Origin of the sequence: Pseudomonas sp. HMSC063H08 (assembly GCF_001813645.1) — a bacterium.
Taxonomy (GTDB): Bacteria; Pseudomonadota; Gammaproteobacteria; order Pseudomonadales; family Pseudomonadaceae; genus Pseudomonas; species Pseudomonas aeruginosa.
In genome coordinates, this window is the sequence record NZ_KV813429.1 from 292,642 (window position 1) to 317,243 (window position 24,602).

General features: G+C 67.0%; 15 protein-coding genes. 4 read left to right on the forward strand and 11 right to left on the reverse strand.

Going from position 1 to position 24,602, the window contains the following annotated elements:
- Nucleotides 1-40 precede the first annotated feature (40 nt).
- Together HMPREF2924_RS13450 and HMPREF2924_RS13455 are read left to right on the forward strand one after the other, a co-directional pair.
- Entirely contained in the window at nt 41-1,042 is a 1,002-nt protein-coding gene (locus tag HMPREF2924_RS13450; protein WP_003091278.1) for an alpha/beta fold hydrolase, read from the forward strand.
- A 167-nt stretch (nt 1,043-1,209) separates the two neighbouring features.
- Nucleotides 1,210-3,114, forward strand: coding sequence for a M14 family metallopeptidase (locus HMPREF2924_RS13455; RefSeq protein WP_003130643.1), 1,905 nt, complete (start codon nt 1,210-1,212; stop codon nt 3,112-3,114).
- Between the two features lie 116 nt (nt 3,115-3,230).
- Here the strand turns inward: HMPREF2924_RS13455 and HMPREF2924_RS13460 are convergent, their stop codons facing one another.
- Both HMPREF2924_RS13460 and HMPREF2924_RS13465 read right to left on the reverse strand, forming a co-directional pair.
- Entirely contained in the window at nt 3,231-3,707 is a 477-nt protein-coding gene (locus tag HMPREF2924_RS13460; protein WP_003130642.1) for a helix-turn-helix domain-containing protein, read from the reverse strand.
- A gap of 37 nt (nt 3,708-3,744) precedes the next feature.
- Nucleotides 3,745-4,221, reverse strand: a complete 477-nt coding sequence (locus HMPREF2924_RS13465) for a helix-turn-helix domain-containing protein (RefSeq protein ID WP_003130641.1) — start codon at nt 4,219-4,221, stop codon at nt 3,745-3,747.
- A gap of 125 nt (nt 4,222-4,346) precedes the next feature.
- On the opposite strand from HMPREF2924_RS13465, the gene HMPREF2924_RS13470 reads away from it, so the two are divergent.
- Nucleotides 4,347-4,577, forward strand: coding sequence for a hypothetical protein (locus HMPREF2924_RS13470; RefSeq protein ID WP_003091282.1), 231 nt, complete (start codon nt 4,347-4,349; stop codon nt 4,575-4,577).
- Between the two features lie 40 nt (nt 4,578-4,617).
- On the opposite strand, the gene pelG is transcribed toward HMPREF2924_RS13470, so the two are convergent.
- The 9 genes from pelG to HMPREF2924_RS13515 all read right to left on the reverse strand — a co-directional run bounded on the left by pelG (nt 4,618) and on the right by HMPREF2924_RS13515 (nt 23,281).
- Nucleotides 4,618-5,988: an exopolysaccharide Pel transporter PelG gene (pelG, locus tag HMPREF2924_RS13475; protein ID WP_003091283.1), complete on the reverse strand. Its 1,371-nt coding sequence runs from the start codon at nt 5,986-5,988 to the stop codon at nt 4,618-4,620.
- Nucleotide 5,989: 1 nt separating this feature from the next.
- Nucleotides 5,990-7,513, reverse strand: a complete 1,524-nt coding sequence (gene pelF, locus HMPREF2924_RS13480; protein ID WP_003130640.1) for a GT4 family glycosyltransferase PelF — start codon at nt 7,511-7,513, stop codon at nt 5,990-5,992.
- Entirely contained in the window at nt 7,510-8,499 is a 990-nt protein-coding gene (locus HMPREF2924_RS13485; RefSeq protein WP_003091286.1) for a tetratricopeptide repeat protein, read from the reverse strand. The genes pelF and HMPREF2924_RS13485 overlap by 4 nt, the downstream gene beginning before the upstream one ends.
- Nucleotides 8,477-9,844, reverse strand: coding sequence for a pellicle/biofilm biosynthesis GGDEF protein PelD (locus HMPREF2924_RS13490; protein WP_023094587.1), 1,368 nt, complete (start codon nt 9,842-9,844; stop codon nt 8,477-8,479). Before HMPREF2924_RS13490 ends, HMPREF2924_RS13485 begins: the two co-directional genes overlap by 23 nt.
- Nucleotides 9,845-9,849: 5 nt before the next feature.
- The gene (locus HMPREF2924_RS13495) at nt 9,850-10,368 is read right to left on the reverse strand and encodes a pellicle/biofilm biosynthesis outer membrane protein PelC (RefSeq protein ID WP_003091288.1); all 519 of its coding nucleotides are present in this window, start codon (nt 10,366-10,368) and stop codon (nt 9,850-9,852) included.
- 39 nt (nt 10,369-10,407) lie between these two features.
- Nucleotides 10,408-13,989 carry a tetratricopeptide repeat protein gene (locus HMPREF2924_RS13500; RefSeq protein WP_003130635.1) on the reverse strand — a complete coding sequence of 1,194 codons (3,582 nt, stop codon included), beginning with the start codon at nt 13,987-13,989 and terminating at the stop codon, nt 10,408-10,410.
- Nucleotides 13,967-16,813 (reverse strand): bifunctional glycoside hydrolase/polysaccharide deacetylase family protein, encoded by a 2,847-nt coding sequence (locus HMPREF2924_RS13505; RefSeq protein ID WP_003130633.1) that lies wholly within the window; start codon nt 16,811-16,813, stop codon nt 13,967-13,969. Before HMPREF2924_RS13505 ends, HMPREF2924_RS13500 begins: the two co-directional genes overlap by 23 nt.
- 561 nt (nt 16,814-17,374) lie before the next feature.
- Entirely contained in the window at nt 17,375-22,237 is a 4,863-nt protein-coding gene (gene gdhB / locus HMPREF2924_RS13510) for an NAD-glutamate dehydrogenase GdhB (RefSeq protein WP_003109600.1), read from the reverse strand.
- Between the two features lie 273 nt (nt 22,238-22,510).
- Complete coding sequence (locus tag HMPREF2924_RS13515; RefSeq protein ID WP_003091293.1) at nt 22,511-23,281, reverse strand: hypothetical protein; 771 nt, start codon at nt 23,279-23,281, stop codon at nt 22,511-22,513.
- Nucleotides 23,282-23,621: 340 nt separating this feature from the next.
- Here HMPREF2924_RS13515 and HMPREF2924_RS13520 point away from each other — a divergent pair, with 340 nt between their 5' ends.
- Complete coding sequence (locus HMPREF2924_RS13520) at nt 23,622-24,602, forward strand: AAA family ATPase (protein WP_003091294.1); 981 nt, start codon at nt 23,622-23,624, stop codon at nt 24,600-24,602.

The window sequence follows — 24,602 nt, forward strand, 5'->3', positions numbered from 1 at the left end:
CGACGTGCATCCTCCAGCAGACCCACACAGGAGCGATCGCATGTCCCTACCCCGCCTCAGTCTCTGTCTCGCCCTCGCCTGCGGGCCGGCGCTGGCCAGCCAGGCGCCGGTCTACGGCGAACGCCTGGAAGGCTTCGACTACGCCTATCCGGTGCATTATCTGGACTTCACCTCCCAGGGCCAGCCGCTGAGCATGGCCTACCTCGACGTCGCGCCGAAGAAAGCCAACGGCCGCACCATCCTGCTCATGCACGGCAAGAATTTCTGCGCCGGGACCTGGGAGCGCACCATCGACGTGCTCGCCGACGCCGGCTACCGGGTGATCGCCGTCGACCAGGTCGGCTTCTGCAAGTCGAGCAAGCCGGCCCATTACCAGTACAGCTTCCAGCAACTGGCAGCCAACACCCACGCCCTGCTGGAACGGCTCGGCGTCGCCCGGGCCAGCGTGATCGGCCATTCCATGGGCGGCATGCTCGCTACCCGCTACGCCCTGCTCTACCCGCGGCAGGTCGAACGACTGGTGCTGGTCAACCCCATCGGCCTGGAGGACTGGAAGGCCCTGGGCGTGCCCTGGCGTAGTGTCGACGACTGGTACAGACGCGACTTGCAGACCAGCGCCGAAGGCATTCGCCAATACCAGCAAGCCACCTACTACGCCGGCGAATGGCGCCCCGAGTTCGATCGCTGGGTACAGATGCAGGCCGGCATGTATCGCGGCAAGGGGCGCGAGTCGGTGGCCTGGAACTCGGCGCTGACCTACGACATGATCTTCACCCAGCCGGTAGTCTACGAACTGGACCGGTTGCAGATGCCGACCCTGCTGCTGATCGGCGAGAAAGACAACACCGCCATCGGCAAGGACGCCGCGCCGGCGGAACTGAAAGCCAGGCTGGGCAACTACGCGCAACTGGGCAAGGACGCCGCCCGACGGATTCCCCAGGCGACCCTGGTGGAATTCCCCGACCTTGGCCATACCCCGCAGATACAGGCTCCGGAACGCTTCCACCAGGCACTGCTGAAGGGTCTGCAAACCCAGCCCTGAACCATCCACCGGCGGCGCTCTCGCCATCGGCTTCGCCGCGCCTTGCCCGGCGTCAACACCGATGCCTGCCGCCGGCGTTTCACTGCACTGGCTGCGCGACGACGCGCGGCTCGCGTCGCGCAAGCCCACCCACGCCGCGGCCGTTCCCATCCACATGGAGGTTCATCGTGTTCCCTTGCCAACCCCGTTCGCTACTCGCCGGCGTCCTGCTGGCGAGCGCCCTGCCCGCTCACGCGGAGCTGCCCCACGCACCCGCCTACATCGATGACAGCGCCTACCCGGCCGCGGCCCGCCAACGCATCCTGCCACCGATGTTCGAGCAGAAGCTGGGCAGCCTGCGCTACCTGGCCAAGCCCGGCGACCCTTTGATCACCCAGGCCGAGAGCAGCGACTTCCAGCGCACCAGCGACTACCGCGAGACCCGCGCCTACCTGGAGAAACTGGTAGCCGCCTCCTCCGGCCGCATCGCCCTGCGCGAGTTGCCCGAGCGCAGCGCCGAGGGCCACCCGATGCTGCTGGTGACCGCCTCCACCGAGGCTGACAAGTCCGCCGCCGGCCTGAAGCGCTCCGCCAAGCCGACCTTGCTGGTGGAAGCCGAGATCCATCCCGGCGAGGCCAACGGCAAGGACGCCATGTTCATGCTGCTGCGCGACATGAGCGCTGCCGACCGCCCGCTCGCCGGGCTGCTGGAGAAGATCAACCTGCTGTTCATCCCGGTGGTCAACGTCGACGGCGACCTGCGCCGCAGCGCCTACGGGCGGATCAACCAGAACGGCCCGCGGGAGACCGGCTGGCGGGTGAACGGCCGCAATCTCAATCTCAACCGCGACTTCACCAAGCTCGACAGCGCGGAGATCCGCAACGTCGCCTGGGTGTTCAACCACTACGAACTGAGCTTCTTCGCCGACACTCACTCCACCGACGGCGCCATGTATCCCTACGACAGCTCCTACTGCCACAACGGCAATGGCTGGTCACCGGCGAGCAGCGCCTGGATGGACCAGGTCATGCGCAAGCCGGTGTACCAGGCGCTGGAAAGCCTCGGGCACATGGTCCATGAATGCATCAGCCTGAACGACAATCAGGATCCGACCCAGGGCTACTACCCCTACCGCACCGACCTGGCGCGCTTCTCCAACCAGTACGGCGATATCCGCAACGTGCCGTCGATCCTCATCGAGCAACACGCCCTGCATCCGTACAAGACCCAGGTGCTGGGCAACTACGTGATGCTCAAGGCGATGTTCGAGGTGATCGGCGAGCAGGCCGCCAGCCTGCGCCAGGCCATCGCCAGCGACCGCGAGCGCCTGCTGCGGCAGAAGGAGGTGATCCTCACCTGGAAGCCGGGCGAGACCGCCGAGACGCCATTCGTGGTCGGCGACTACCGCTACGAGCAATCGCCGGTCACCGGGGCCCGCACCATCGTCTGGAGCAACCGGCCGAAGACGCTGAAACTACCGGTGACCGACAACGGCGTACCCGACCTGGTGGTGCCGCGTCCCCAGCGTTTCATCGTCCCGGCGCAGTGGCACGAAGTGATCGCCCGGATCAAGGCCCACGGCATCCGCTACACCACCCTGGAGCGTCCGACCGAAATCGCCGTGACCCTGTACCGCATGGACGACATCAAGCTCGCCGATGGCTTCGAACCGGATCGCGTGCAAGGCAACCGGATTCCGGGCTACGAAGGTCGCCTGCTGGTCAGCGGCACGCCGAAGCCGTTCCAGCGCTTGCAGACCTTCCCGGCCGGCTCGCTGTCGATCGACACCGCCCAGCCGCTGGGCGTCCTGGCCATCGACCTGCTGCAACCGCAGAGTCCGGATTCGTTCTGGTCCTGGGGCTTCTTCAATTCCACCCTGGTGGCCGCCGAGGAGCCGGAGGAATACGTGATGGAGCCGATGGCGCGCAAGATGCTGGCGGAAGACCCGGCGCTGAAGGCCGCCTTCGACAAACGCCTGCGCGAGGACAAGGCCTTCGCCGCCGATCCGCAGGCGCGCCTGCAATGGTTCTACCAGCGCACGCCGTTCTACGACGTGAACGCCTTCGTCTATCCGGTAGGAGTGGTGTTCTGAGGCCCACCTGGGGCTGACGGCGAATAACGCTGCGCGTTGTTCGCCCTACCGCTGGGCTTCGGGAGCCCCATTGCCTCTCCCGCTTGCGGGAGAGGGCTGGGGAGAGGGAGCCGGTCTCAGGTACCGTCGGTGGGTGTGGGCAGGTTGCTTCTCGGCTTGCGCTTGCGCCTGGGTTTCAGTGGTTTTTCAGGTGGCGGCGACAGTTCCCGCTTGCGCAGCTTCTTGAGGATTTCCCGATGCTTCTCGCGCCAGGCCGGCACGTCGAGACCGTGGAGTTCGAGCAGCTCGGGGTTGCGCTCCACCAGATAGACCGCCGCTTCCTGGGCGGCCTCGGCGATCTTCCAGGCGATCGACTGCGGTTCGATGCTGCCTTCATAGGCGATCCAGTCGCTGAACTCCGGAAAGGTCCCGCAGACCTTCTCGAAATCCTCGTCGTGCATGCGCTGCCGGCCACTCTCGATGTTCTCAAGGCGTTTGGGATCCATGCCGACCACCTCGGAAAACTGCGGTCGGTTCAACCCCGTCAGCCCGCGCAACCCGAACAGGCGCTCGCCGGCGCGAAACAGGCAGCGCTTCCTCACTACATAGACCATGTACAGATACTTCCCTTCGTTTCTGGCGCGATGCGCCTCAGTCGCCCTTGCCGCTCGCGGGCGTTTTCCTCTTCCGCTGGCGCCTGGGTTCCGGCGGCTCTTGCAGGGGCGCCGGCTCCGCCTCCGGCGCCTGTTCCGCCGCCAGCAGCGCCTCGCGTATCTCGCGGTGGCGTTCGCGCCAGGCCTGCATGTCGATGCCGTGCCGCTCCAGCAGCACCGGGTTGCGCTCAACCAGGTAGACCGCGGCCGCCTGCGCCGAGTCGGCGACCTTCCAGGCGATCGACTGCGGCTCGATGCTGCCTTCATAGGCGATCCAGTCGCTGAACTCCGGGAAGGTTCCGCAGACCTTCTCGAAGTCCTCGTCGTGCATGCGCTGCAGTTCGTTCTCGATGTTCTCCAGGCGCTTGGCCGTCATCCCCACCAACTCGGCGAACTGCGGACGGCTCAAGCCCATCAGCTCGCGCAGGGCGCGCAAGCGCTTGCCAGCAGTGAACAAACGTCGATTCTTTACCATGTGTAGTCCGCGTCTGATGGTTCTCTATGCATATTGATTCACTAACTGTTAGTAGATCAATATGAATCCAAGCCCTCTAGACCGAGGGTTCCCCTCCAACATCGGACCATGGTGCAGGACGCCTGATGAAAGTGGAAGAACTCCCCCAAGAGGGTTTCGCCGAGTGCCCCCGCTATATAACCCTGATGCGTTTCGCCTTCCTGACCGGCCTCAGCGACCGGCCGGACCTGCTCTATGCCTGGATAGAGAGCGGCGACCTGCCGATGCGAACCTTCGGTACGCAACGCCTGGTGGATATGCAGAAGCTGCAAAAACGCATCGAGGAAGCAAAAAAAGGGGCCGATTCAACCGGGTGAATCGGCCCTTTCTGAAAGACCCTGCCGCCGGCGAAACCCCTCAGCGATTGAGCATGAAGGTCTCGTACTCCAGGTCGTCCAGCGCGGTGGTCAGGCGGTACAGCCCGACCAGCACGCAGACCAGCAGCGACAGGGTGAAGCCATAGCCGAAGAAGCTCGGCCCGAGCAGCAGGCTGACGAAGGTCAGGGCGCCGTTGACGATCACGAACAGCACGCAGAGTTCGAGGACGATGCGGCGCTTGTCCAGGTAGAAGAAGACGTTGAGCAAGGCCATGAACACTACCTGGATGCTCACCCCGATCAGGTCGATGTAGAACAGCGGCAGGTAGTAGCGGGAAATTCCCAGCCAGCCGAGCAGTTGCGGCGCCAGCAGGAACAGCAGGACCACCGCCAGCCCCTGCACCTTGCAGATTTCCAGCAGGCCCTGGCGGATGGCGAGGATCATCTGCTCCTTGAGCAGGCCGATGTGCTGCAGGGTCTCGCCGCCGCGGATCGCCTCGTAGACCCGCTCGTACCACTCGGCGAAGTCGGTCTCGATGCGCACCAGGAACACCGCCATGCCGGGAATGATCGACAGGTAGGCGAGGAAGATCGGCAGGTCGTAGAGGATCGAGGCGCGCAGCGGGCCGATCACCAGGTCCGAGGTGGATGGGTTGAACCAGAAGATGAACTTGTCGATCCAGATCCCCAGGTTGTAGCAGAGGCCGGTCAGCAGCAGGCTGACGAAGACCTGCCGGCGGTCGAGGAAGTCGAAGGCCACCATGCGCCTGGCCGGGTACTCGCGGAGGATGTCGTAGAGGAAGACGAACAGCAGGCTGGCGTGGCCGATCAGCAATGCCAGCAGCAGGCCGTCCATCTGCATGAAGCGCAGCAGGTAGGCACAGGCGACCATCAGCGCGTAGCCGATGAACATCACCAGCAGGATGCGTTTGTAGGCCTTCATTCCCGACAGGAAGATGATCACCAGCCACAGGTTGCAGAGCACCACGAAGTTGGCCATCACCAGCAGGCGGTAGGCGAACGGCTCATCGAACAGGGTCGCCAGCAATATCGCCGAGAGCAGGCCCGCCGCCAACGTCACCAGCAACAGCACGCCCACCAGGTTGGGCAGGATCGCCTCGTGCTTGCGCTCGAACAGGCGATCGGAAATGAAGCGGGTGAAGAACAGTTGCAGTCCCCCGGTGAAGATCAGCGACAACGCCATCAGGTAGGTCACCGTGATCAGGAACTGCCGGACCAGCACGTCCGGCACCACCACGCCGAGGCTCAGCACGCCGATCAGCATCACGCTGACGATCGACAGCACCCAGGGACCGGAGCTGATCAGCCCGGCGTAGAGATAGGCGCGCAGGGTCGCCGTATAGGAATCGCGGGAAAGGATCTTCCGCAGTTCGAAGCCGATGCCGGCCATGTCATGCAATCTCCGTGGCTTCGCGGTACAGCCCGCGGTAACGTCCGAGCATCAGCGCCTCGGTGTAGTAGCGTTCGACCCGTTGCAGGCCGACCGCCTGGGCCGCCTGCCAGCGCTGCGGATTGCGCAGCAGGGCGAGGATCGCCCGCGAAGTGGCCTGCGGGTCGGCGATCGCCACCACCTCCCCGGCGCGGCCCAGGGCGCGATCTTCGGCGTCGGCGCCTTCGATCAGTTCGCGGCAGGAGCCGACGTCGCTGCTCACCACCGGGGCGCCGGCAGCCCAGGCTTCGAGGATCACCAGCGGCTGCGCTTCGCTGATCGAGGTGAGGACCATCAGGCCGAGTTGCGGCAGGACCTCGCCGATCCGACGGAAACCGAGGAACTTCACCTTGTCCTGCAGGCCGAGGCTGGCCACCAGGCTGCGGCATTCGCTGGCATAGTCCGGGTCTTCCTCCTCCGGACCGACGATCCAGCCCTCCGCCTCCGGCATCGCGCTGACCACCCCGCGCATGGCGCGGATGAAGGTCTTCACGTCCTTGATCGGCACTACCCGGCCGACCAGCCCGACCACCGGCGGAATCCCCGGCGGCCGCCGTTCGAGGGCGCCGGCCCAGGCATCGAGGTCGATGCCGTTGGGGATCACCCGGGTACGCCGTGGCTCGGCGCCATCGAGTACCTGGCGCTGGCGGTTGCCTTCGTAGAGGGCGACGATCGGATTGGCGGCGCGATAGGTGAGCAGGCCGACACGCTCGAAGAAGCGGATCCACAAGCGACGGATGTAGCTGACCTCGGCATCCAGTCCGGTACTCAGCTGCTCGTCGGGGTTCTCCGCGATCCAGTTGGCCTGGGCCAGGTCGATCTTGCGCTCCTTGGTGTAGATGCCGTGCTCGCTGAGCAGGTAGCGGCAGCCCCAGCGACGTTGCAGGATGCAGCCCAGCAGGCCGGCGTAGCCGGTGGAGATCGAGTGCAGCATGCGCGCCCGCGGCATCCGCCGGGCCGCCTCGGCGAGCATGAACACCGGCGCCTGCATCGAGCGCAGGGTCCAGAAGTAATTGACGAAGGACGGATCGGTGCAATAGCGCTCGTAGCCTGCGGTGATCGCTTCCCAACTGGCCTTGCTGTGGAGAAAGTCCTCGCGGCCGATGCGGCCCTCGGCGAGCAGGTCGAGCAGCGCGTCGCCCTCCTCCACGTCCAGCGTCTCCGGGTAGTGGAAGAAACGGTGCAGGTCGCGCAACGCCTTTTCGGTCTCGCTACTGCCCTGTCGCGTCTGCGGGTTCGGCGAACTCCAGGCGGTTTCCAGGAAGTGTTCCTCGATGTGCAGCACATTGTCCGGGATCGGGTAGTGGCGCTTGCCGTAGGCATCCTTCTGGCCGCCGATGAAGAACACCGAGAAGGTCAGGTCGGGGAGACCGAGGATCAACTGGTTGACCCAGCTGGAGACGCCGCCGCGGACATAGGGCCAGGTGCCCTCCAGCAGCAGGCAGACATCGGCGACGGGCGCCGTCGGAGCGGTGTGTTCGGTCATGTCCAGTATCTCGCCAGGGCCGCGAAGGGCGGCCGTTGCAGCATGTCGTCGGGCATTCCGGCGAGAAGCCGGGGGATGTCCCGGTAGCGCCGCTGGAAGAACGCCACCTCGGCGCGGAACGGCGCCAGCTGGGCACTATCGATTCCCGCCTCCTCGGCGGCCTGGAGGGCGTGCCCGGCATCCTCCAGGCGGCCTTGTTCGAGGGCGATGCGTCCGGCCAGCAGATGCAGGTCGGCCGAGGGTGTGCCGCGCAGCGCCTGGTCGGTATGCTCGCGCGCCTGCTCGAGGATGTGCTCCAGTACGCTGCCCTGGGCCAACCCCAGGTAGGCCAGTTCCCAGTACCAGCGCGCCAGGGTCCCGTGCAGCGCGCCGCGTCGCGCCGGCGTGGCGCCGGCGAGGCGGCCGAGGGCGGCCTCGATGCGCTGGTTGATCCGGCTTTCCTTCTGGTCGAGCATCGAGTAGGCCAGCAGGCGGACGTCGTCGGCGGGGTCGCGCAGGGCCAGCTTGAGGATCGGGATCGCCTCCTTGCCGGGCATCCGCCGGGTGGCGAAGATCGCCGTGAGCCGCTGGTTCGGGTCCGGCGCATGGCGCAGGACGTCCTGCAGACCGCCGTCGCTGAACATCATGTCGAGGCGCTTTTCCTTCGGCCGGAACGGCAGCTCGGGGACGCCCATCGCCTGCCAGGCCTGCTCGCCACGCTGGCGTGGCAGGTACAGCGCCGGGAATACCGCCGCGGCGACGCCGACCGCCCCGATCAGCGGCACGAAGAAGGCCAGGCTGAAGAGGAACAACGGGCTCCACGGCAGCGGGAACTTGTAGCGCCGCGGCAGCAGCAGCCATACGCCGACGCACAGCAGGGCGCTGCCCAGGCCGTGGGCGAACAGGTAGAGCGCCAGCGCCTGGCCGATCGGCAGGTCGGCGAAGACGCTCGCCCAACTGCTCAGCTCGAACAGGAAGGCGCCGCTAAACAGCCACTTGCTGATCATTCAGGCCGCACTCGTTGAAAAGGAAATGTCCCAGCGCCTGCCGATCGTTGCCGGCGTCCAGTTCGTACTGGCGGATGCGCACGCCCAGCGACTCCAGCTCGCGGGCCTGGCCGAAGCGTTCGGCGAAGAGAATCCTCAGGCGCTGCAGATACCCCTGGGAGCCTTCGGCGGAAGTCAGCGGCAACAACACCAGCAGGACCCGCCGGCCCTCGTCGTTGCGCAGTCGCAACTGCACGTCGAGGCCACGCTGGCTGCCTTCCAGCAGGCGCTGGACCTCTTCGCCGTAGCGCGCATCGGTCAGCTCGAAGGCATACAGGCAGGCCGGCAACCCATGGTCGCGGGCGTCCAGCAGGGAGCGCTTGAGGTACTGGGAGAAGCGCTGGGCGTCGATGTCGGCCAGTTGCAGCACGCGACGGTCGCTCTGCAGCAAGTCGGCGACGTGCCCGGCAAGGATCGCCAGCAGGCTGAAGGTGCGCTCGTTGAAGACGAAGAACGGCATCTGCTCCACCGCCAGCAGAGCGAGGATCCGCCCATCGGTGTCGACCAGCGGCACGCACACCTGCAGCGCGCTGTGCGCACGCTGCTCGCCGCGCTCCAGCAGTTCCTGGCGCACGCTGACCAGTTCGCCGCGCTCCAGGCAGGTGCGCACCAGCAGGTCGTCGCCGTCCAGCGCCGGCATCTCGCCGAGTGTCGCCAAGGGTTGCGGCTCCGGGGTGCGGTCGTGGCGCACCCGGTAGAGTCCGGCGATGCGCAGCGAACCGTACTGGGCCAGCAGCGCCAGCACGGTTTCCGCCAGCGCATCGAGCGGTGCCTCCTCGCCCGGCAGCTCGCGCAGCAGTTGTCGCAGACCGAGCAGCGAACTGCGCAGGCTCTGGTCATTGCCGGCGACCCGCTGTTCCAGGCGATCGTGGGAGATGCGCAGGATGTGATGGGCGCGGGTGAATTCGTCGAGGCGCAACTGGCGGTACTCGTTCGCCAGCTCCAGGCGCTCCAGGCGGCGTTCCCAGATGTCGCGGAACTCGCCCACCAACATGGCGCAGAGCAGCACGCCGACGATGAAGGCCGCCGGTACCTGGGCATAGGCCTCGACGCCCTGGGCGCGGAACGCGAACAGCGCGGCCACCAGCAGCGCCGCGCTGGCCAACCCGCGGACGAAGCCGTAGCGCATGCCCAACAACAGGGGCGCGAGGATCACCCAGGGAAAGGTGGCGTTGACCTGCAGCGGGTCGTCCGGGCTGAACCACCAGCCCAGGCCCAGCGCGAGCGCGCTGATGACCAGCGTCTCGACCCAGGAGACACTGCCGCTGGCGCGCGGTGCGAGGGTGAAATCCTTGTGCGCGGACATCGCCGTCACTCGAGCCGCAGGTCGCCGACCAGCTCGCGCAGGACTTTCTGCGCGGCGCCCGCCAGGCTTTCCCGGGACCAGCCGGCGCGCGCCCCGCTGGTGCTCCAGAGCACCCGCCCGGAGGCCGGCTCCAGCACCTGCAGGCTGACGCCCACCGCCGGCTCGCCGTCCAGGCCGTTCTTGTACTGCCACTCCTCGACGCTGCCGGTGACCACGTAGGCCAGCTTCTGCTGGCGTGCCCAGTCCAGCGCGCGCTGCTGGCGCTCGCGGTCGTCGACCAGTTGCAGGTCGCCTTGCGGCTGCGCCGGGTACAGGCGCGGCCGCACACCCTCCTCGGCCAGCACGCTGAGCAGGATCTGCTCGGCACGCTCGCCGGCCTGCGGCGCCTGGGAGTAATTGAGCAGCGGCACCAGGCCCCACTGCGCGCCGCGCGCCAGCGGCGTAGCGCTTTCGCTGGTGAAGCTGGAGCAGCCCGCCATGAACAGGGCGACGGCCGCGAGAGCCAGGCAGCGGATGGATTGCATGTTGTGTTCCTCCTGTTGAATTCCGTATCCGGGCCGCGCTCAGCGGCCGAAGCGCGTGCTGTAGGTCACCCCGAGCGTGCCGCCGGCATCGCCGCCGCCGCCCTGGGGAGCCGACTGGTAGCCGAAGGTGAACGCCAGTTCGTCATCGCCCAGCAGCTCCATGCCGATGCCGAGATCGATGCCGTAGTTGAACTCCTTCTCTGTCCACTGCCAGCCGGCCAGGGTGTCGACGATCCAGGTGTATTGCGGACGGCTGCGGTTCAGCGCGCCAGGGAAGCCACGGCGCCAGGTGCTGCCGAGGTAGACCTGGCCATAGCGGTCCTGCAGCAGGTCCTGGCTGCGCGCGCCATCGAGCGCCAGCGCACCGCCATGGGCCGCCAGCAGGTCGTCCGGCAGACGGTTCTCCAGGCGATTGCGCTGGTAGTCGATGCCGCCGCGCAGTTGCCAGGCCGGGCCATCGAAGAACAGTGTGTGGGCCCACTCCAGGGACAGCGCCTCGCCGTTGCCGAGGTCGTCGCCCTGGCGGGTGGAAAAGCGGTTGTGCGCCAGCGACCAGCTCAACTGGTCGCGCCCGCTGAGGGTGTGGCGGCCGCCGAGTTTCACGCTGTCGCGCATGCCGAGGGCGCGCATCAGGCCGGTCTCGTCGGTCTCGCGGTGCCAGTCGAGGCCCGCTTCCAGTTCGTCGCGCGCACTCAGCCGCCAGTTGCGCAGCAGGCCCAGGCCGTGGCGGTCCTCGTCGTCGCGCCAACTGCCATCGAGCGTCGCCGCGGCGAAGCCCTCGGCCAGTTCGCGCCGCAACGTCAGCCTGGCGTTGCGTTCGCTACCGAGGAGCGAACTATCCAGTGCGTCGCCGCGATAGCGACCGCTGCCCAGCGCCAGGTCGGCGTACCAGTCGTCGCCGAGGTGGCGCGCCGCGCGCAGCGTCGGTCCCTTGAAGTCGAGACCGCCGAAGTCGCGCTTGTTCCAACCCAGTTGCAGGCCCTGGGGCGTGCGTTCGAGGATTTCCGCCGCCTGCCGCCGCAACTGCTCGCGGTTGTCGCGCGAGTGGCCGTCACCCAGTGCGCCCAGGGCCTCGCCCAGCGCTTCGCCGCCATGGCCGAGACGCACCAGCGCCTCGACCCGCTGCGCCGGATCCAGCTCGCCGCGCTCCAGCAGGCGTTGCAGGGCGGCGCGATTCTGGCTGCGCAGGGCGGCCTGGATCTCTTCGTTGCGCCCGATCTTCAGGCCCCGGCCGCGCGCCCAGGCCAGCCAGTCATCCTTCAGCGGCTCCTGGTTGGTGGCGGCGAGCTGGTCGAGGAACTGCTCGAACCACAGCTGCAGCATCGCCGGCTCGCCATTCCAGGCCCGCCGCGCCTCGCCCTGGGCGAGCAGCGGCCCCTGGGCCACGGCGAGCAGGCGCAGGTAGGCGGCGAAGCTGTCCGGGGTGGCCCTGACCGCCTCGCGGTCGAGCCGCCGGAGCAGTTGCCGGCGCAGGCGCAGGGCCTTGTCCTGGTAGCCGCTGGCATCCAGCGCGTCGGCGTAGGCGGCCTGTACCAGCCAGTCGTTGGGATTGGACTTGAGGTACAGGCGGAACCAGGCCAGCGCCTGGTCGTTACGCTCGAGCAGCAGGCTGGCGCTGGCGAACGGCAGCCACAGCGTGCTGTCCCGCAGCGCCAGGCCATGCCACTGCGCCAACAGGGGCACCAGGCTGTCGCGACGGCCACGGTCGATGTAGAACCAGAGCAGGCGTTCGCGCACCAGGTTCTCGCCGGGGAAACGCACCAGGGCTTCCCGGTACAGACGCTCGGCGACGTCGCCATGGCCTTCCTGTTCCGCCAACCGCGCCCTGGCCACCCAGTAATAGGGGCTGCCCTGCGCTTCCGGCAGGCCTTCGGCCTCGGCCAGCAGGCTCTTCAGGGCCGGCCAGTCGTGGAGGTTCTCCGCCAGTTGCAGGGCGCTGGCCAGGCGCCGCGGATCGCGGCTGCGCTGCCAACTGCCGATAAGCACCTGCAAGGCCTGCTGCGGATTGCTGTCCCGGTACAGGGCGATCAACTGGTCCTCGTCGCTGCTGTTCAGGCGGATGTCCAGGGCCAGCATGCGCTCGTAGGCGGCGCGGGCATCGTCGTCCTGCTCCAGGGCCCAGGCCAGCGCCGCGCGCAGGCGCCAGAACTCCGGCTCGCGGATCGCGCGGGTATCCACGCCGGCGAGGACCTTCCAGGCCTGGCGCGGATCGAACAGGTTCCAGTGGGTTTCCGCCCACTGCATGCGTTCCTTGACACTCAGCGGGAAATGCCGGGCCATCCGCGCCCAGACCCCGGTCTCTTCCTGCAACTGCTGGGTGTGTTCGAGGATCTGTTGCAAGCGCTGCCAGGCCAGGCGCTGTTTCGGATAACGCTGCACGTAGCCGCGCAGCCATGCCTCGCCCTCTTCCGGCGTGCCGCGGGTTTCATGGCTGTAGACCAGCGCATCGAGTTCCTCGTCGGTCATCTGTCGCTGCGCACCGATGGGCGCCAGCAGCTCGATGGCGCTGTCGAAATCGAACATCTGCAGCGACAGGCGCCAGGCATGCTCGCGCAGGGCCGGGTCATCGGCGCCGGCCAGCAGTTGCTTCCACAGGCCCAGGGCCTGCGGGCCGTTGCCGGTCCATTCGCCAAGGCGCGCGAGATCGGCCAGCAGCGTCCTGTCCTCCGGGCGCAGGGCCAGCAGCTCCCGGCCGACCTCCCAGGCCCGCTCGATCCGCCCGGCGGCCATGTTCAGGCGCAGGTCGGCAGCCAGCGCCTCATGGTCCTCGGGGCGCAATTCGCGCCAGCGCCGGATGAAGCGTTCGGCCAGGTCGTAGCGCTGGCTGCCTTCGGCGGCGCGTACGCCCTCGGCGAGCCAGGCCAGGGTCGACTCATCCTCCGGCAAGGCGTCCAGCCGCTCGTCCAGTAACAACGCCGCATGCTCGCCGCGCTCGCCAGCGAGCAGGCTGGCGAAGGCCTGGCGCAGATAGGCCAGGCGCTTCGCCGGCTCGGTTTGCGCTTCGGCCAGTTGCCGCTGGATGTCCGCCGCCGGCAGCGGCTCGCCGGAAGCCAGGTACCAGCGCGCCGCCTCGTCCAGCCAGCGCTGCCGGCCCTGCGGGTCGCGGCCGGCCAGTTCGGCAAAGGTCCGCGCCGCCAGGTCCGGCGCGTCCAGGGCCAGGGCATGACGGGCAAGTCGTTCGAGCATGGCGTCGTTCAACGAAACATGCTCGATCTTGCGCAGGCGCTCCAGCAATCGGCGCGTCTGCTCCTCATCCATGCCCTCGGGCCTGGCCAGGGCGCCAAGGATGTCCAGTTCCACCTCGTAGAACGGCGTTGCCAGGCGGTCCTTGCCGCGCAGACGGGCGAGGTGATGACGCGCCTGCTCGAAGTCGCCGAGCTTGACCAGCAGGTCGATCAGGGTCAGGCGCAGCGCGTCGTTCTCCGGGTGCGCCTGCAACAGCAGTTCGGCGTAGTTCACCGAGACCGCGTCGGGCTCGCCATCGCCGCTGGGCATGAATACTTCTTCGCTGTTGAAGGTCAGCCACAGCACCAGCGCCACCCCGAGAGCGACCGGCAGCAGGGCCCAGGGATTCAGCAGGCGCGCCTTGGGATGCTTGTCAGCGGCAGACGAGTTGGCCATCGCGCACCTGCTCCATCGGCAACTCGAACGTCCACAGGCCGTTGCCGGCCTTTCCCGGGAAGGCCTTGCCGGCCGCGCTAAGCCGGCAATCGCCCGCCGCGCGCACCACCAGGCGCAATGGCAGGTGCCCGGCGAAGGCGAACTCGACGCGGCCATCGTCGCGGTAGCGCCAGTGCTTCAGCGGCAGGTTGGCCTCCTCCAGCGCCGGCCGCGGATCGCGGCTGTCGCGCAGGACCAGGCGCGCATTCGCCGCACTCAGGTGTACATAGCGCCCCTGGGGCAGGTCGCGCACGCCCGCGACTCCCGTGGAGCGAGCGAGGTCCGGCCAACCCAGCGCCGGGTCCAGGCGCACCGTGCGCAAGGCGGCGAAGCCGCGCAACTGCCAGCTGCCATCGGCACGCTTGGCCAGGCTGGCGCGATGCAGGCCTTCCAGGCGCGGGATGTAGTCGCTCATCCACAGCGACAACGGATGCTCCGCCTGCATCGCCGCGTAGATCTGGTGCATGGTGCGGATCGAGGCCTGCTTGGTCCCCGAATAGAAGTGGTAGTACAGGTGCAGGCCGCGCAGGCGGCGCGGGCTGTCGGTCAGGGCGAAGGTATCGATGACGCCGCGGAAGCCGTAGTACGGCCCCTGCCAGAGATTGGTGTAGACGTTCTCGTTGATGATCGGCGCGTAGTACTGCACGCCGCCGCGGGTGGGCCGGATCAGCGGGTAGAGTCCGGTCAGCGAGGGAAAGGCCCGGGTCAGCGCGGTATTGCCGCCGTTGACGTTCATCAGCCCGGCGTCGTAGGCGAGCTTGATGGTGGCGGCGTCGGGCAGCGCGTCGCCGGACCAGAAGATCATCTTCACCGGCTTCCGCGGGGTGGTCAGGCGCTGCTCGATGTAGTCGCGGGCCCCGATCACCTCGCGTACGAAGTCGACCTTGTCGTAGCCCGGGATGGCCATCTTGTAGCCATACTGGGCCTCGAAGTTCTCGCCCTGCTCGGCCAGTTGCGGCTGCCAGAAGAACGGATGGCTGAAGGTATGGCTGGCGACCTCGACCTTGTCGTCGGCGAAGATGCGCCGGGCGATCGGCTCCAGCTCCCTGGCCAGGTGCGGGTACATGCCCTTCGGCCCGACCTCGCCTTCGATCACCGAGACCGAGGTGAGGAACGGATAGGGCTTGATGAAGTCCTCCAGCACCTGCTGGCCGGCATAGGGACTGCCGGGCACCTCGGCACGGGAGACGAAGCCGTCGCCATCGATGTGCACGGTGGCGATGCGCCGGCCATTCTCGGTGGTCGCGTCGGGACTCGGCAGCGGCGCAAGGCGCAAGGCCTTGCGCAGGAAGGCGAACGGATCGAGGATCCAGCGCCGGTGCTCGCTACCCTCCTCCAGCACATAGGGCGCCAGGGCGAAGCCGCCCCAGTCGGCGGTCGCCACCGGCACGTACTCCTTGCCGTCGCCCTTGAGCTTGAGCGCCGGGGCCACCCGCGCCGGGTCGAGTACGGTGAGCGCCGGCAGGTCGCGGACCCGGATCACCAGCGGCGCCTCGAAGGCGCCCAGCAGCGCCTGGTCGTGGGTCTCGGTGCTCGGCTTGACCTTGAGCTTCTGCGACAGCCGGCGAATACCCAGGCGCTGCAACAGGCCGTCGTTCTCTGTGGGCAGGCCGGCGAGGAACGCCACCGGCACCTTTTCGTCGAGACGCGCAGCGATCCAGTTGTCGAAGGCGTCGCTGGCCAGCGGCGGTCCACTGGTCATCCAGGTGACTACCCCCGCGTAGAGACCGCTCAGCGAACGTTCGGGCAGCGGCTGGTCGGTGGGCAGGTAGTCGACCCGATAACCGAGGTATTCGAGCAGGCCGCCGAGGTAGACGTGGCCGGGGCTCAGGGTCAGGTCGCCCTCGCGCGGATCGTAGAGCAGCGCGATGCGCCGCGGTTGCACCTCGACGTCGCTCACCCCCAGGTAGTCCAGCGCCGGGGTGCTGACGAACGGCACGTAGCCTTCGCTACGCAGGCGCGCAGCGAGCGTGCGCGCCTCGTCACGCCGCTCCGGCGGCAGGTAGTCGATGGCGACGATGGGCATGCCCTGGGCGCGCAGGGCATCCAGGTGGCCCTTCAGCCAATCGCGATCGTCCTGGGGCACCTCGCGGTATTGCCCGGCAGCGGCGTCCCAACCGGCATGGATCGACTCCACGGCCACCGCCGACGCGACGCCGGGCAACTCCGGCAGCACTTCGAAACCGCGATTGAAAAACAGCTTGAGGCCCGGCTCCTGGCGATGCAGTTGGGCGAGGAAACTGGCCAGCGCCCGGCGCTGGCCCTCGCGGCGCTCCTCGGCCTGTAGCTGGAAGCTGTCCAGGGTATCGAGGAACAGGCCGGCGTAGCCCTGTTTGCGCAGCTCCGCGGCGCGCTTGAGCAGGTACGCCCGCCAGCTCGGCGCGGCGAGGTCCATTACCTGGCTGTTCCAGGCTTGGTTGCGGACCGCGCTCTTGCCCCGGGCCAGGCCGCTGTCGGCGATGGCGGCGGCGTCGCCGTCGAACTCGCCGACCGACAGATAGGCGAAGGGCGTGCTGCCCTGCTCTTTCAGATACCCGACATCGGCCGGCTTGAGGTGCGCCGCTTCGAGCACCACCCAGTCGAACTGGGAAAGCTCGGCCAGCGGCGGCCGCTCGGCGTACCAGAACGCCACGCTGGACGGCCCGCCGGCAGCCCCTGCGGCAGCGCCGGCACAAAGCGCCAGCGCCAGGCCGGCAAGCCAGGCGAGCGGGCGTTCGATGGGTCGAAGGGTGTTACGGCGGGACGGCAGACGCAGCACGGCGATTCCTTTCTTGCTGAACCGCATGCCCAGCCTACGCGGCAGGGTCGATACCGACCGAAGCGGCAGGTCGGGAGCATGGATGCGGTTTCCGATGGCAACGTCGAATCCCTGACAGTGCGGGCACGGCCAAAGCAGCCGCAGGCGATTAACGTCAATCTAATGACTAAATATGCTAATTGCTAATTTTTTAAGCGGAAACTGTCAATTTTTAGGCACATACATGACGCCATGGTGTCCTTTTGCCTGCTCTTGCCTCCCGCGTGACCGCCGCGACGTCATCGGAAAACTCACCGGGCGGGGAAGGAAGTACGGGCTGCCGGGGGTTTATGCGATCGACAGGATCCCGGCCAAGGCATACGAAGCGGAGAAGTCATAGATCCATATGAACCTATTAATAGAGTTTCTAATAACTAAATATTTATTAAATCTGTGAGTCAGGTTGTCCTTTCCGGGCTAACGCCGGGCGCCGGACATTTGTCGCCGCGCAGCGCCTCAGCCACCGCAAACACCGCAGGTTTTCGCCGCGCCAGAATGAAAGAGCCCCGCACTCAGGCGGGGCTCTTGCTTGCCGTCAGGCCGCTCGCATCAGGGGATGCAGACACCGTGCTGGCTGCTCTGCGCCAGGTCCATCAGCTCGCGGTTGGCCACGGCGTACATGGCGTAGTCGGTACCCGACGCGGCACGCAGTTCGACCAGCATCGCCCGCCAGCGCTCGACCAGCGGCAGGTGTTGTTCCAGCCACAGGCCGACGCGAGCCTCGACCTCCTTCGGTCCGTCCTGCATCTGCAACACCGAGACGGTGATCGCCCGCTGCTGCCAGTCGAGGTCGTCGCGGAACGCCTCGCGGGCCAGCGCCTGCCAGTTGTTCTCCACCGGCAGGTTGGTGATCTGTTGCAGGTACCAGGTAAGGTCCAGCGCGCTGCCCACGGCGAAATAGGCCTTGGCCACTTCCGCGGTGTCCTGGCCGGTCACGTCGGACGCCTCGATGATCGGCAGCAGCGTATACAGGTGGCTGGTGCCGGCCACCATGCGTGCCAGCAGTTCCGGTACGCCGGCGTCGACGTAGGTCTGGTAGCGCGCCTGCCACAGCTCGCGGGTCGGCCCTTCGAGCAGCTCGTTGAGCTTCAGGCCGAGGGCGGCAATGCGCGGGCCGAAGTGGGCCACGTCGCGCGCCGCGTCCAGCTCGTTGCGGCGGCTGCGGAGGAACCAGCGGGTGGCGCGGCGACCGAGACGCATCAGTTCGTCCATCAAGGTCAGCTGGATATCAGCGGGCACCTGGTAGTCGAGGTTCTCGATCTGGCGGAACCAGTGCGGCAGGTGGAACACGTCGCGAACGATCACGTAGGCCCCGGCGACGTTGGCCGCGCTCATGCCGGTGGACTCCTTCAGGCGCTGCACGAAGGTGATGCCCATGTGGTTGACCAGGTCGTTGGCGATCTGCGTGCTGACGATCTCGCGCTTCAGGCGATGGCGGCGCATGGCGTCGCCGAACTTCTCCGCCAGCAATGCCGGGAAGGCGGTCTCCATGTCGCGGGTCAGGTAGTCGTCGTCCGGCACCAGCGATTTCAGCAGCGATTCCTTGAGGTCGATCTTGCTGTAGGAGATCAGCACCGACAGCTCGGCGCGGGTCAGCCCCTGGCCGGCACTGATGCGTTCCGCCAGCTCCTCGTCGGAAGGCAGGAACTCCAGGGCGCGATCGAGCTTGCCACGTGCCTCGAGGTCGCCCATCAGCCGCTTGTACTCGGCGATCCGCTCGCGGGCGCGGCGTTGCGCCAGGGACAGCGCCTGGGTCTGCTTGTAGTTGTTGCCCAGCACCAGGGCGCCGACCGCGTCGGTCATCTTCACCAGCAGCGCGTTGCGCTGCTTCTCGGTCATGTCGCCGGCCTGCACCACTTCGTTGAGCAGGATCTTGATGTTGACCTCATGGTCGGAGCAGTCCACGCCGCCGGCGTTGTCGATGAAGTCGGTATTGTTGGCGCCGCCGTGCAGGCCGAACTCGACCCGCGCCAGTTGGGTCATGCCCAGGTTGCCGCCCTCGCCCACCACCTTCGCGCGCAGCTCGCGGCCGTCGACGCGCAGACCGTCGTTGGCCTTGTCGCCGACATCGGCGTGGGTTTCCTTGCTCGACTTCACGTAGGTGCCGATACCGCCGTTCCAGAGCAGGTCGACCGGCGCCTTGAGCAGCGCATGGATCAGCTCGGTGGGCGCCAGCCTGTCGGCCTGGATGTCGAAGCGCGCCTGCATTTCCGGGGTGATGGCGATGCTCTTGGCGCTGCGCAGGAAGATCCCGCCGCCGGCGGAGATCAGCTTGGCGTCGTAGTCGGCCCAGCTCGAACGCGGCAGGTTGAACAGGCGCTGGCGCTCGACGAAGCTGCTGGCGGCGTCCGGGTTCGGGTCGATGAAGATATGCATGTGGTTGAAGGCGGCCACCAGTTGCAGCTTGTCCGACATCAGCAGGCCGTTGCCGAACACGTCGCCGGCCATGTCGCCGATGCCGATGACGCTGATGTTGTCCTTCTGCACGTCGATGCCGCGCTCGCGGAAGTGCCGTTGCACGCTGACCCAGGCGCCCTTGGCGGTAATCCCCATGCCCTTGTGGTCGTAGCCGGCGGAGCCGCCCGAGGCGAAGGCGTCGCCGAGCCAGAAGCCGTACTCGGCGGCGATGCCGTTGGCGATGTCGGAGAAGGTCGCCGTGCCCTTGTCCGCTGCGACCACCAGGTAGGGATCGTCCTCGTCGTGGCGGACCACGTTGGCCGGCGGCACCACTTCGCCTTCCTTGAGGTTGTCGGTGATATCGAGCAGGCCGGAAATGAAGATCCGGTAGCAGGCGATCGCCTCGGCCTGGATCTCGTCGCGGCTACCGCCAAGCGGCAAGCGGCGCGGGACGAAGCCGCCCTTGGCGCCGACCGGCACGATCACCGCGTTCTTCACCTGCTGGGCCTTGACCAGGCCGAGCACCTCGGTGCGGAAGTCTTCCTCGCGGTCCGACCAGCGCAAGCCGCCGCGAGCCACCTTGCCGCCGCGCAGGTGCACGCCCTCGACGCGCGGCGAGTAGACGAAGATCTCGTACTTGGGCACCGGCCTGGGCAGCTCCGGGATGGCCTTCGGGTTGAACTTGAAGCTGAAGTAGCTCTTGTTCTGGCCGTTGCCGTCGGGCTGGTAGAAGTTGGTCCGCAGGGTCGCCTTGATCAGGTCGAGGTAGCGCCGCAGGATGCGGTCCTCGTTGAGCACCTGGACTTCGTCGAGGGCGCCGAGGATCGCCTGCTCCAGCTTCTGTTGCTTGTCTTCCAGGTCTTCCGCGGTGAGTTTGCGCGCCAGGTAGAAGCGGGTCTTGAACAGCCGCACCAGCTCGCGGGCGATGTCGGTGTGAGCATTCAGCGCGCTGGCGATGTAGCCGAGGTCGAAGCCCAGGCGGATCTGCTTCAGGTAACGCGCGTAGGCACGCAGCAGGGCGACGTCGCGCCACGGCAGGTTGGCGGTCAGCACCAGGCGGTTGAAGGCGTCGTTCTCGGCGTCGCCGCTGACGATGTGGACGAAGGCGTCCTGGAGGATCTCGTTGAGCTGCTGGATGTCCACGTCCAGCCCTTCGGCGTAGGTGAAGGCGAAGTCGTGGATCCAGTATTCGCGGCCGTTCTGGTGGCGCAGGCGGTAGGGGAATTCGCCGAGCACGCGCAGGCCGAGGTTCTCCAGGATCGGCAGGACGTCGGACAGGGCCAGCGGGGTGTCGGCGTGGTACAGCTTGCAGTGCAGTTGCTGCTCGCCCTGCGCCAGCGGCTGGTAGAAGCTCATCACCAGCGGGCGCTGCTCGGAGAGGCTGAGCAGGTGCTGCAGGTCGACCACCGCGAAGTGCGGGGCGAAGCGCTCGCGGTAGCCGGCCGGGAAGCCTTTCGGGAAGTCGGCCAGGACGTTGGTGCCCTTGGCCTCGCCGAGGTTTTCCACCACCAGGCTGCTGTAGTCGTCCTGCCAGGAACGGCAGGCCTGGATCACTTCTTCCTCCAGGCGCGCCGGGTCGATGTCGATGCGCGACTTCGGGTCGACGCGGAGGATGAACTGCACGCGGGCCAGCACCGACTCGGAGAAGAAGGTCCAGAACTCGCAGTCGCTGGCTTGCAGGCGCTCCATCAGGACCTGCTGGATCTTCAGGCGCGTCTCGGTGGAATACACGTCGCGCGGCACGTAGGCCAGGCAGTAGCAGAAGCGGCCGTAGGGGTCCTTGCGCAGGAACACGCGGATCTTGTTGCGCTCCTGGATGCGGACGATCGCCAGGGCGGTGCTGAACAGCTCGTCCACCGGGGTCTGGAACAGGTCGTCGCGCGGCAGCACTTCCAGCACCTGGGCCAGTTCCTTGCCGAGGTGGGCCTTGGTGTCGAAACCGGAGCGCCGCATCACTTCGGCGACCTTGCCGCGGATGAAGGGAATGTCGTTGACGCTCTCGTTGTACACCGAGGAGGTGAACAGGCCCATGAAGCGGCACTCGCGGATCACCCGGCCCTTGCCGTCCAGCTCGCGGATCGACACGTAGTCCGGGTAGGCTGGGCGGTGCACACGGCTCGGATGGGCAGCCTTGGCGAAGGACAGCAGGACCGGTTCGCGCAGGTAGGCGACGGCATAGTCCTCGATGTGCAGGTCATCCTTGCTCAGGCCGGCACGCAGCAGACGGGTAAGGCCGAGGAAGGATTTCTCGTCGTAGACCATGCGCCCGCCGTCGGCCTCGTCGGCGACGCTGAATTCCTCGTAGCCGAGGAAGGTGAAGTGGTTGTCCAGCAGCCATTCGAGATAGCTGCGCACTTCCTTCAGTTCCTCCGCCGGCACCTTCAGCTTGGCCTTGCCAAGCCAGGTCAGCAGTTCGCGGGCCTTGGCCTTCATCGGTTCGAAGTCGGCGACGGTCACGCGTACTTCACCGAGCACTTCCAGGATGGCCTTCTCCAGCGCCCGCAGTTCGCCGGCGTGGGCGCAACGGTCGATCTCCAGGTACATCAGCGATTCCTGGCTGACGTCCTTGCCCTGGCTACCCTTGGGCAGGATTTCCTTCAGCTCGCCCTTGGCCGAGCGGCGCACGCTGAGGACGTTGGTCTGCAGGGTATGGATGCTGTAGCCGCGACGGTTCAGTTCCATGCGCACCGAGTCGACCAGGAACGGCAGATCCGGGTGCAGCACTTCCACCGCGGTGTGGGTGGATTGCCAGCCGTGCTTCTCGTAGTCGGGGTTGTATACGCGGACTTCGGGCTGGTCGCGGTCGAAGCGCTCCAGCAGGCGCCAGGCGGAAAGGGTGCAACCGACCAGGTCGGAAAGCCGACGCTGGGTCAGTTCATCGAGGGAGATCAGGCTGAAGAACTGTTCGGCGAACAGCGTGACTTGTGGTAACGCCTTGTCGCCGAGGTGCTGCGCCAGTGCCGTCTGCAGTTGATGCTGGAAATCGGCTTTGCTGGCCGCGGTGAAGAACGCCATGGTTGTACTCCGCTTGGCTTGTTATTTCATGGAGGCGAGCGGTTCGCGGGAAAGGTCGCGAGCAACGCACCTTCGGACCGACCCTCGCTGCGTCCATGAAGTTCAGCAGAAGCTGAGCATTAATCCAGGCAGGCAGGCGCACAGCAAAGGCTGACCGGGAACCGCCCTTTTTCGGCGAGCGACCCGCCGGTCATATCCGACAGAGCTTAACGAGCCGGCAAGGCAAAACACTTACCGTGCTGCGACATATTCGTTCACCCCGGGAGCATCGGCTCACTGCACCGGCAGGAAATGCATGAACAGCAGTCCCTGGGCGTAGTTCACGCTGATCCGCCGGTAGCGTTCGCCGAGCACCTCGGCGAGCAGGTCCAGGCGCGCGACGATCTTGGCGAACTCGCGGGCGTAGCTGAGGTTGCTGGCGTCGTCGGTGAGGGCGTTGGAAAGCAGCAACGGGGCACCCTTGTCGTCCTTGCGGGTAGCCAGCATCCAGGTGGCGACCTCGACGTTGCGCGCGGCGTTGTAGACGTACTGCGCGTCGATTCCCTGATAGACGTAGAACTCGGTGCGCCCGCCATGGGCGGTGATCAGCATGCTGGCCAGGGAGTAGATGAAGGCACCGACGCGGTCGCCCTTGAACGCCGGATCGAGGGAGTAGGACAGCGCGGCGATGTCGCGGCGGCCGCCCAGGTCGCTGAGTTCGCGGTTCTGCTCGATGGCCCGGCGGATCGCCAGCTCGGCGTCGGCCTGGCTCGGCAGGCCGGTCTTCTTCCATTCGGCGGGATTGCGCTTGTACAGCTTCCAGAGCAACTGGTAGAGGCTTTGCAGGTTGTCGCGCATGGCCAGGGTGGCCATGCGATCGGCATCGGTCTGGAGGAATTCGCCGGCGCGCATCGAACCCTGGCTGGTGTCCTCGCCGGCGGCGTTGCGCGGCGCGTTCGAACATCCGCTGGCGAGCGCGCCGAGCAGCAACAGCAGCCCGCCGACCCAGCGCCGCCACCCACGCCGGGCGCGGCCCTCCCCCTTGCGCCGGGCAAGCCCCGGCAATGTCGCTCCTGACAAACGCTCTGTCCATTCGCTGTTCGCATCGCGGAAACCGACCCGCCTGAGCCGGCGAAGTTCCCCGGGCGCGTCGATCCGCCACGCTTCGCGAGGCAGGTCACGGCGAGAGGCGGAGGCTTTTCACCGGCATACCCGCGCGGGTTCACGAATAGGCGCGGCACGAGCGTCGGAGAGTACGCTAGGCAGTCGCCGTGCGCTAACATGTGCGGGATCGGGGGGCCGTCATCCGCCGCAGAGCGGAGCCTTCTCCCCGCCCGCGCGCGCCGGCCTCGCCGTGCGCCACCGAGCGACACCCCAGCAGGCCTTGGAACCGGTAGTCCAGACAATGAGCAACGAGCCAGAAAGCACGCAGCACAAGAGCGCCCTGCAGGGACTGAAGGGCTACCTGTCGAGCCAGATCCTCGGCCAGGAAAAACTCGTCGACCGCCTGCTGATCGCGCTGCTAGCCGACGGCCACCTGCTGGTGGAAGGCGCGCCGGGACTGGCCAAGACCAAGGCCATCAAGGACCTCGCCGAAGGCCTCGAAGCCGAGTTCCACCGTATCCAGTTCACTCCCGACCTGCTCCCCGCCGACATCACCGGCACCGAGATCTACCGTCCGGAGACCGGCACCTTCGTGTTCCAGCAAGGCCCGATCTTCCATCACCTGGTGCTGGCCGACGAGATCAACCGCGCCCCGGCCAAGGTGCAATCGGCGCTGCTCGAAGCCATGGCCGAGCGCCAGGTTTCGGTCGGCCGCAGCACCTACGACCTGCCACAGCTGTTCCTGGTGATGGCGACACAGAACCCGATCGAGCAGGAAGGTACCTACCCGTTGCCGGAAGCCCAGCTCGACCGCTTCCTCATGCACGTCAAGATCGGCTACCCGGAGGCCTCGGTGGAACGCCGCATCCTCCAGCAGGCGCGTGGCGAGGCACTGAACGGCGAGGCCCGGCCGGAGCGCAGGGTGACCCAGGAAACCATCTTCGCCGCGCGCCAGGAAATCCTCGGCCTGTACATGGCCGACGCGGTGGAGGAATACCTGGTGCAACTGATCATGGCCACCCGCACCCCGGCCAAGCACGACGCGGAACTCGCCGAATGGATCTCCTACGGCGCCAGCCCGCGCGGCTCCATCGCCCTCGACCGCTGCGCGCGCGCCCACGCCTGGCTGGGCGGACGCGACTTCGTCAGCCCCGAGGACATCCAGGCGGTGCTGTTCGACGTGCTGCGCCATCGCCTGATCCTGACCTTCGAGGCGGAAGCCGCCGGCATCGACCAGGACCGGGTCGTGCAGCGCATCCTCGACGTGGTCGCCGTGGCCTGA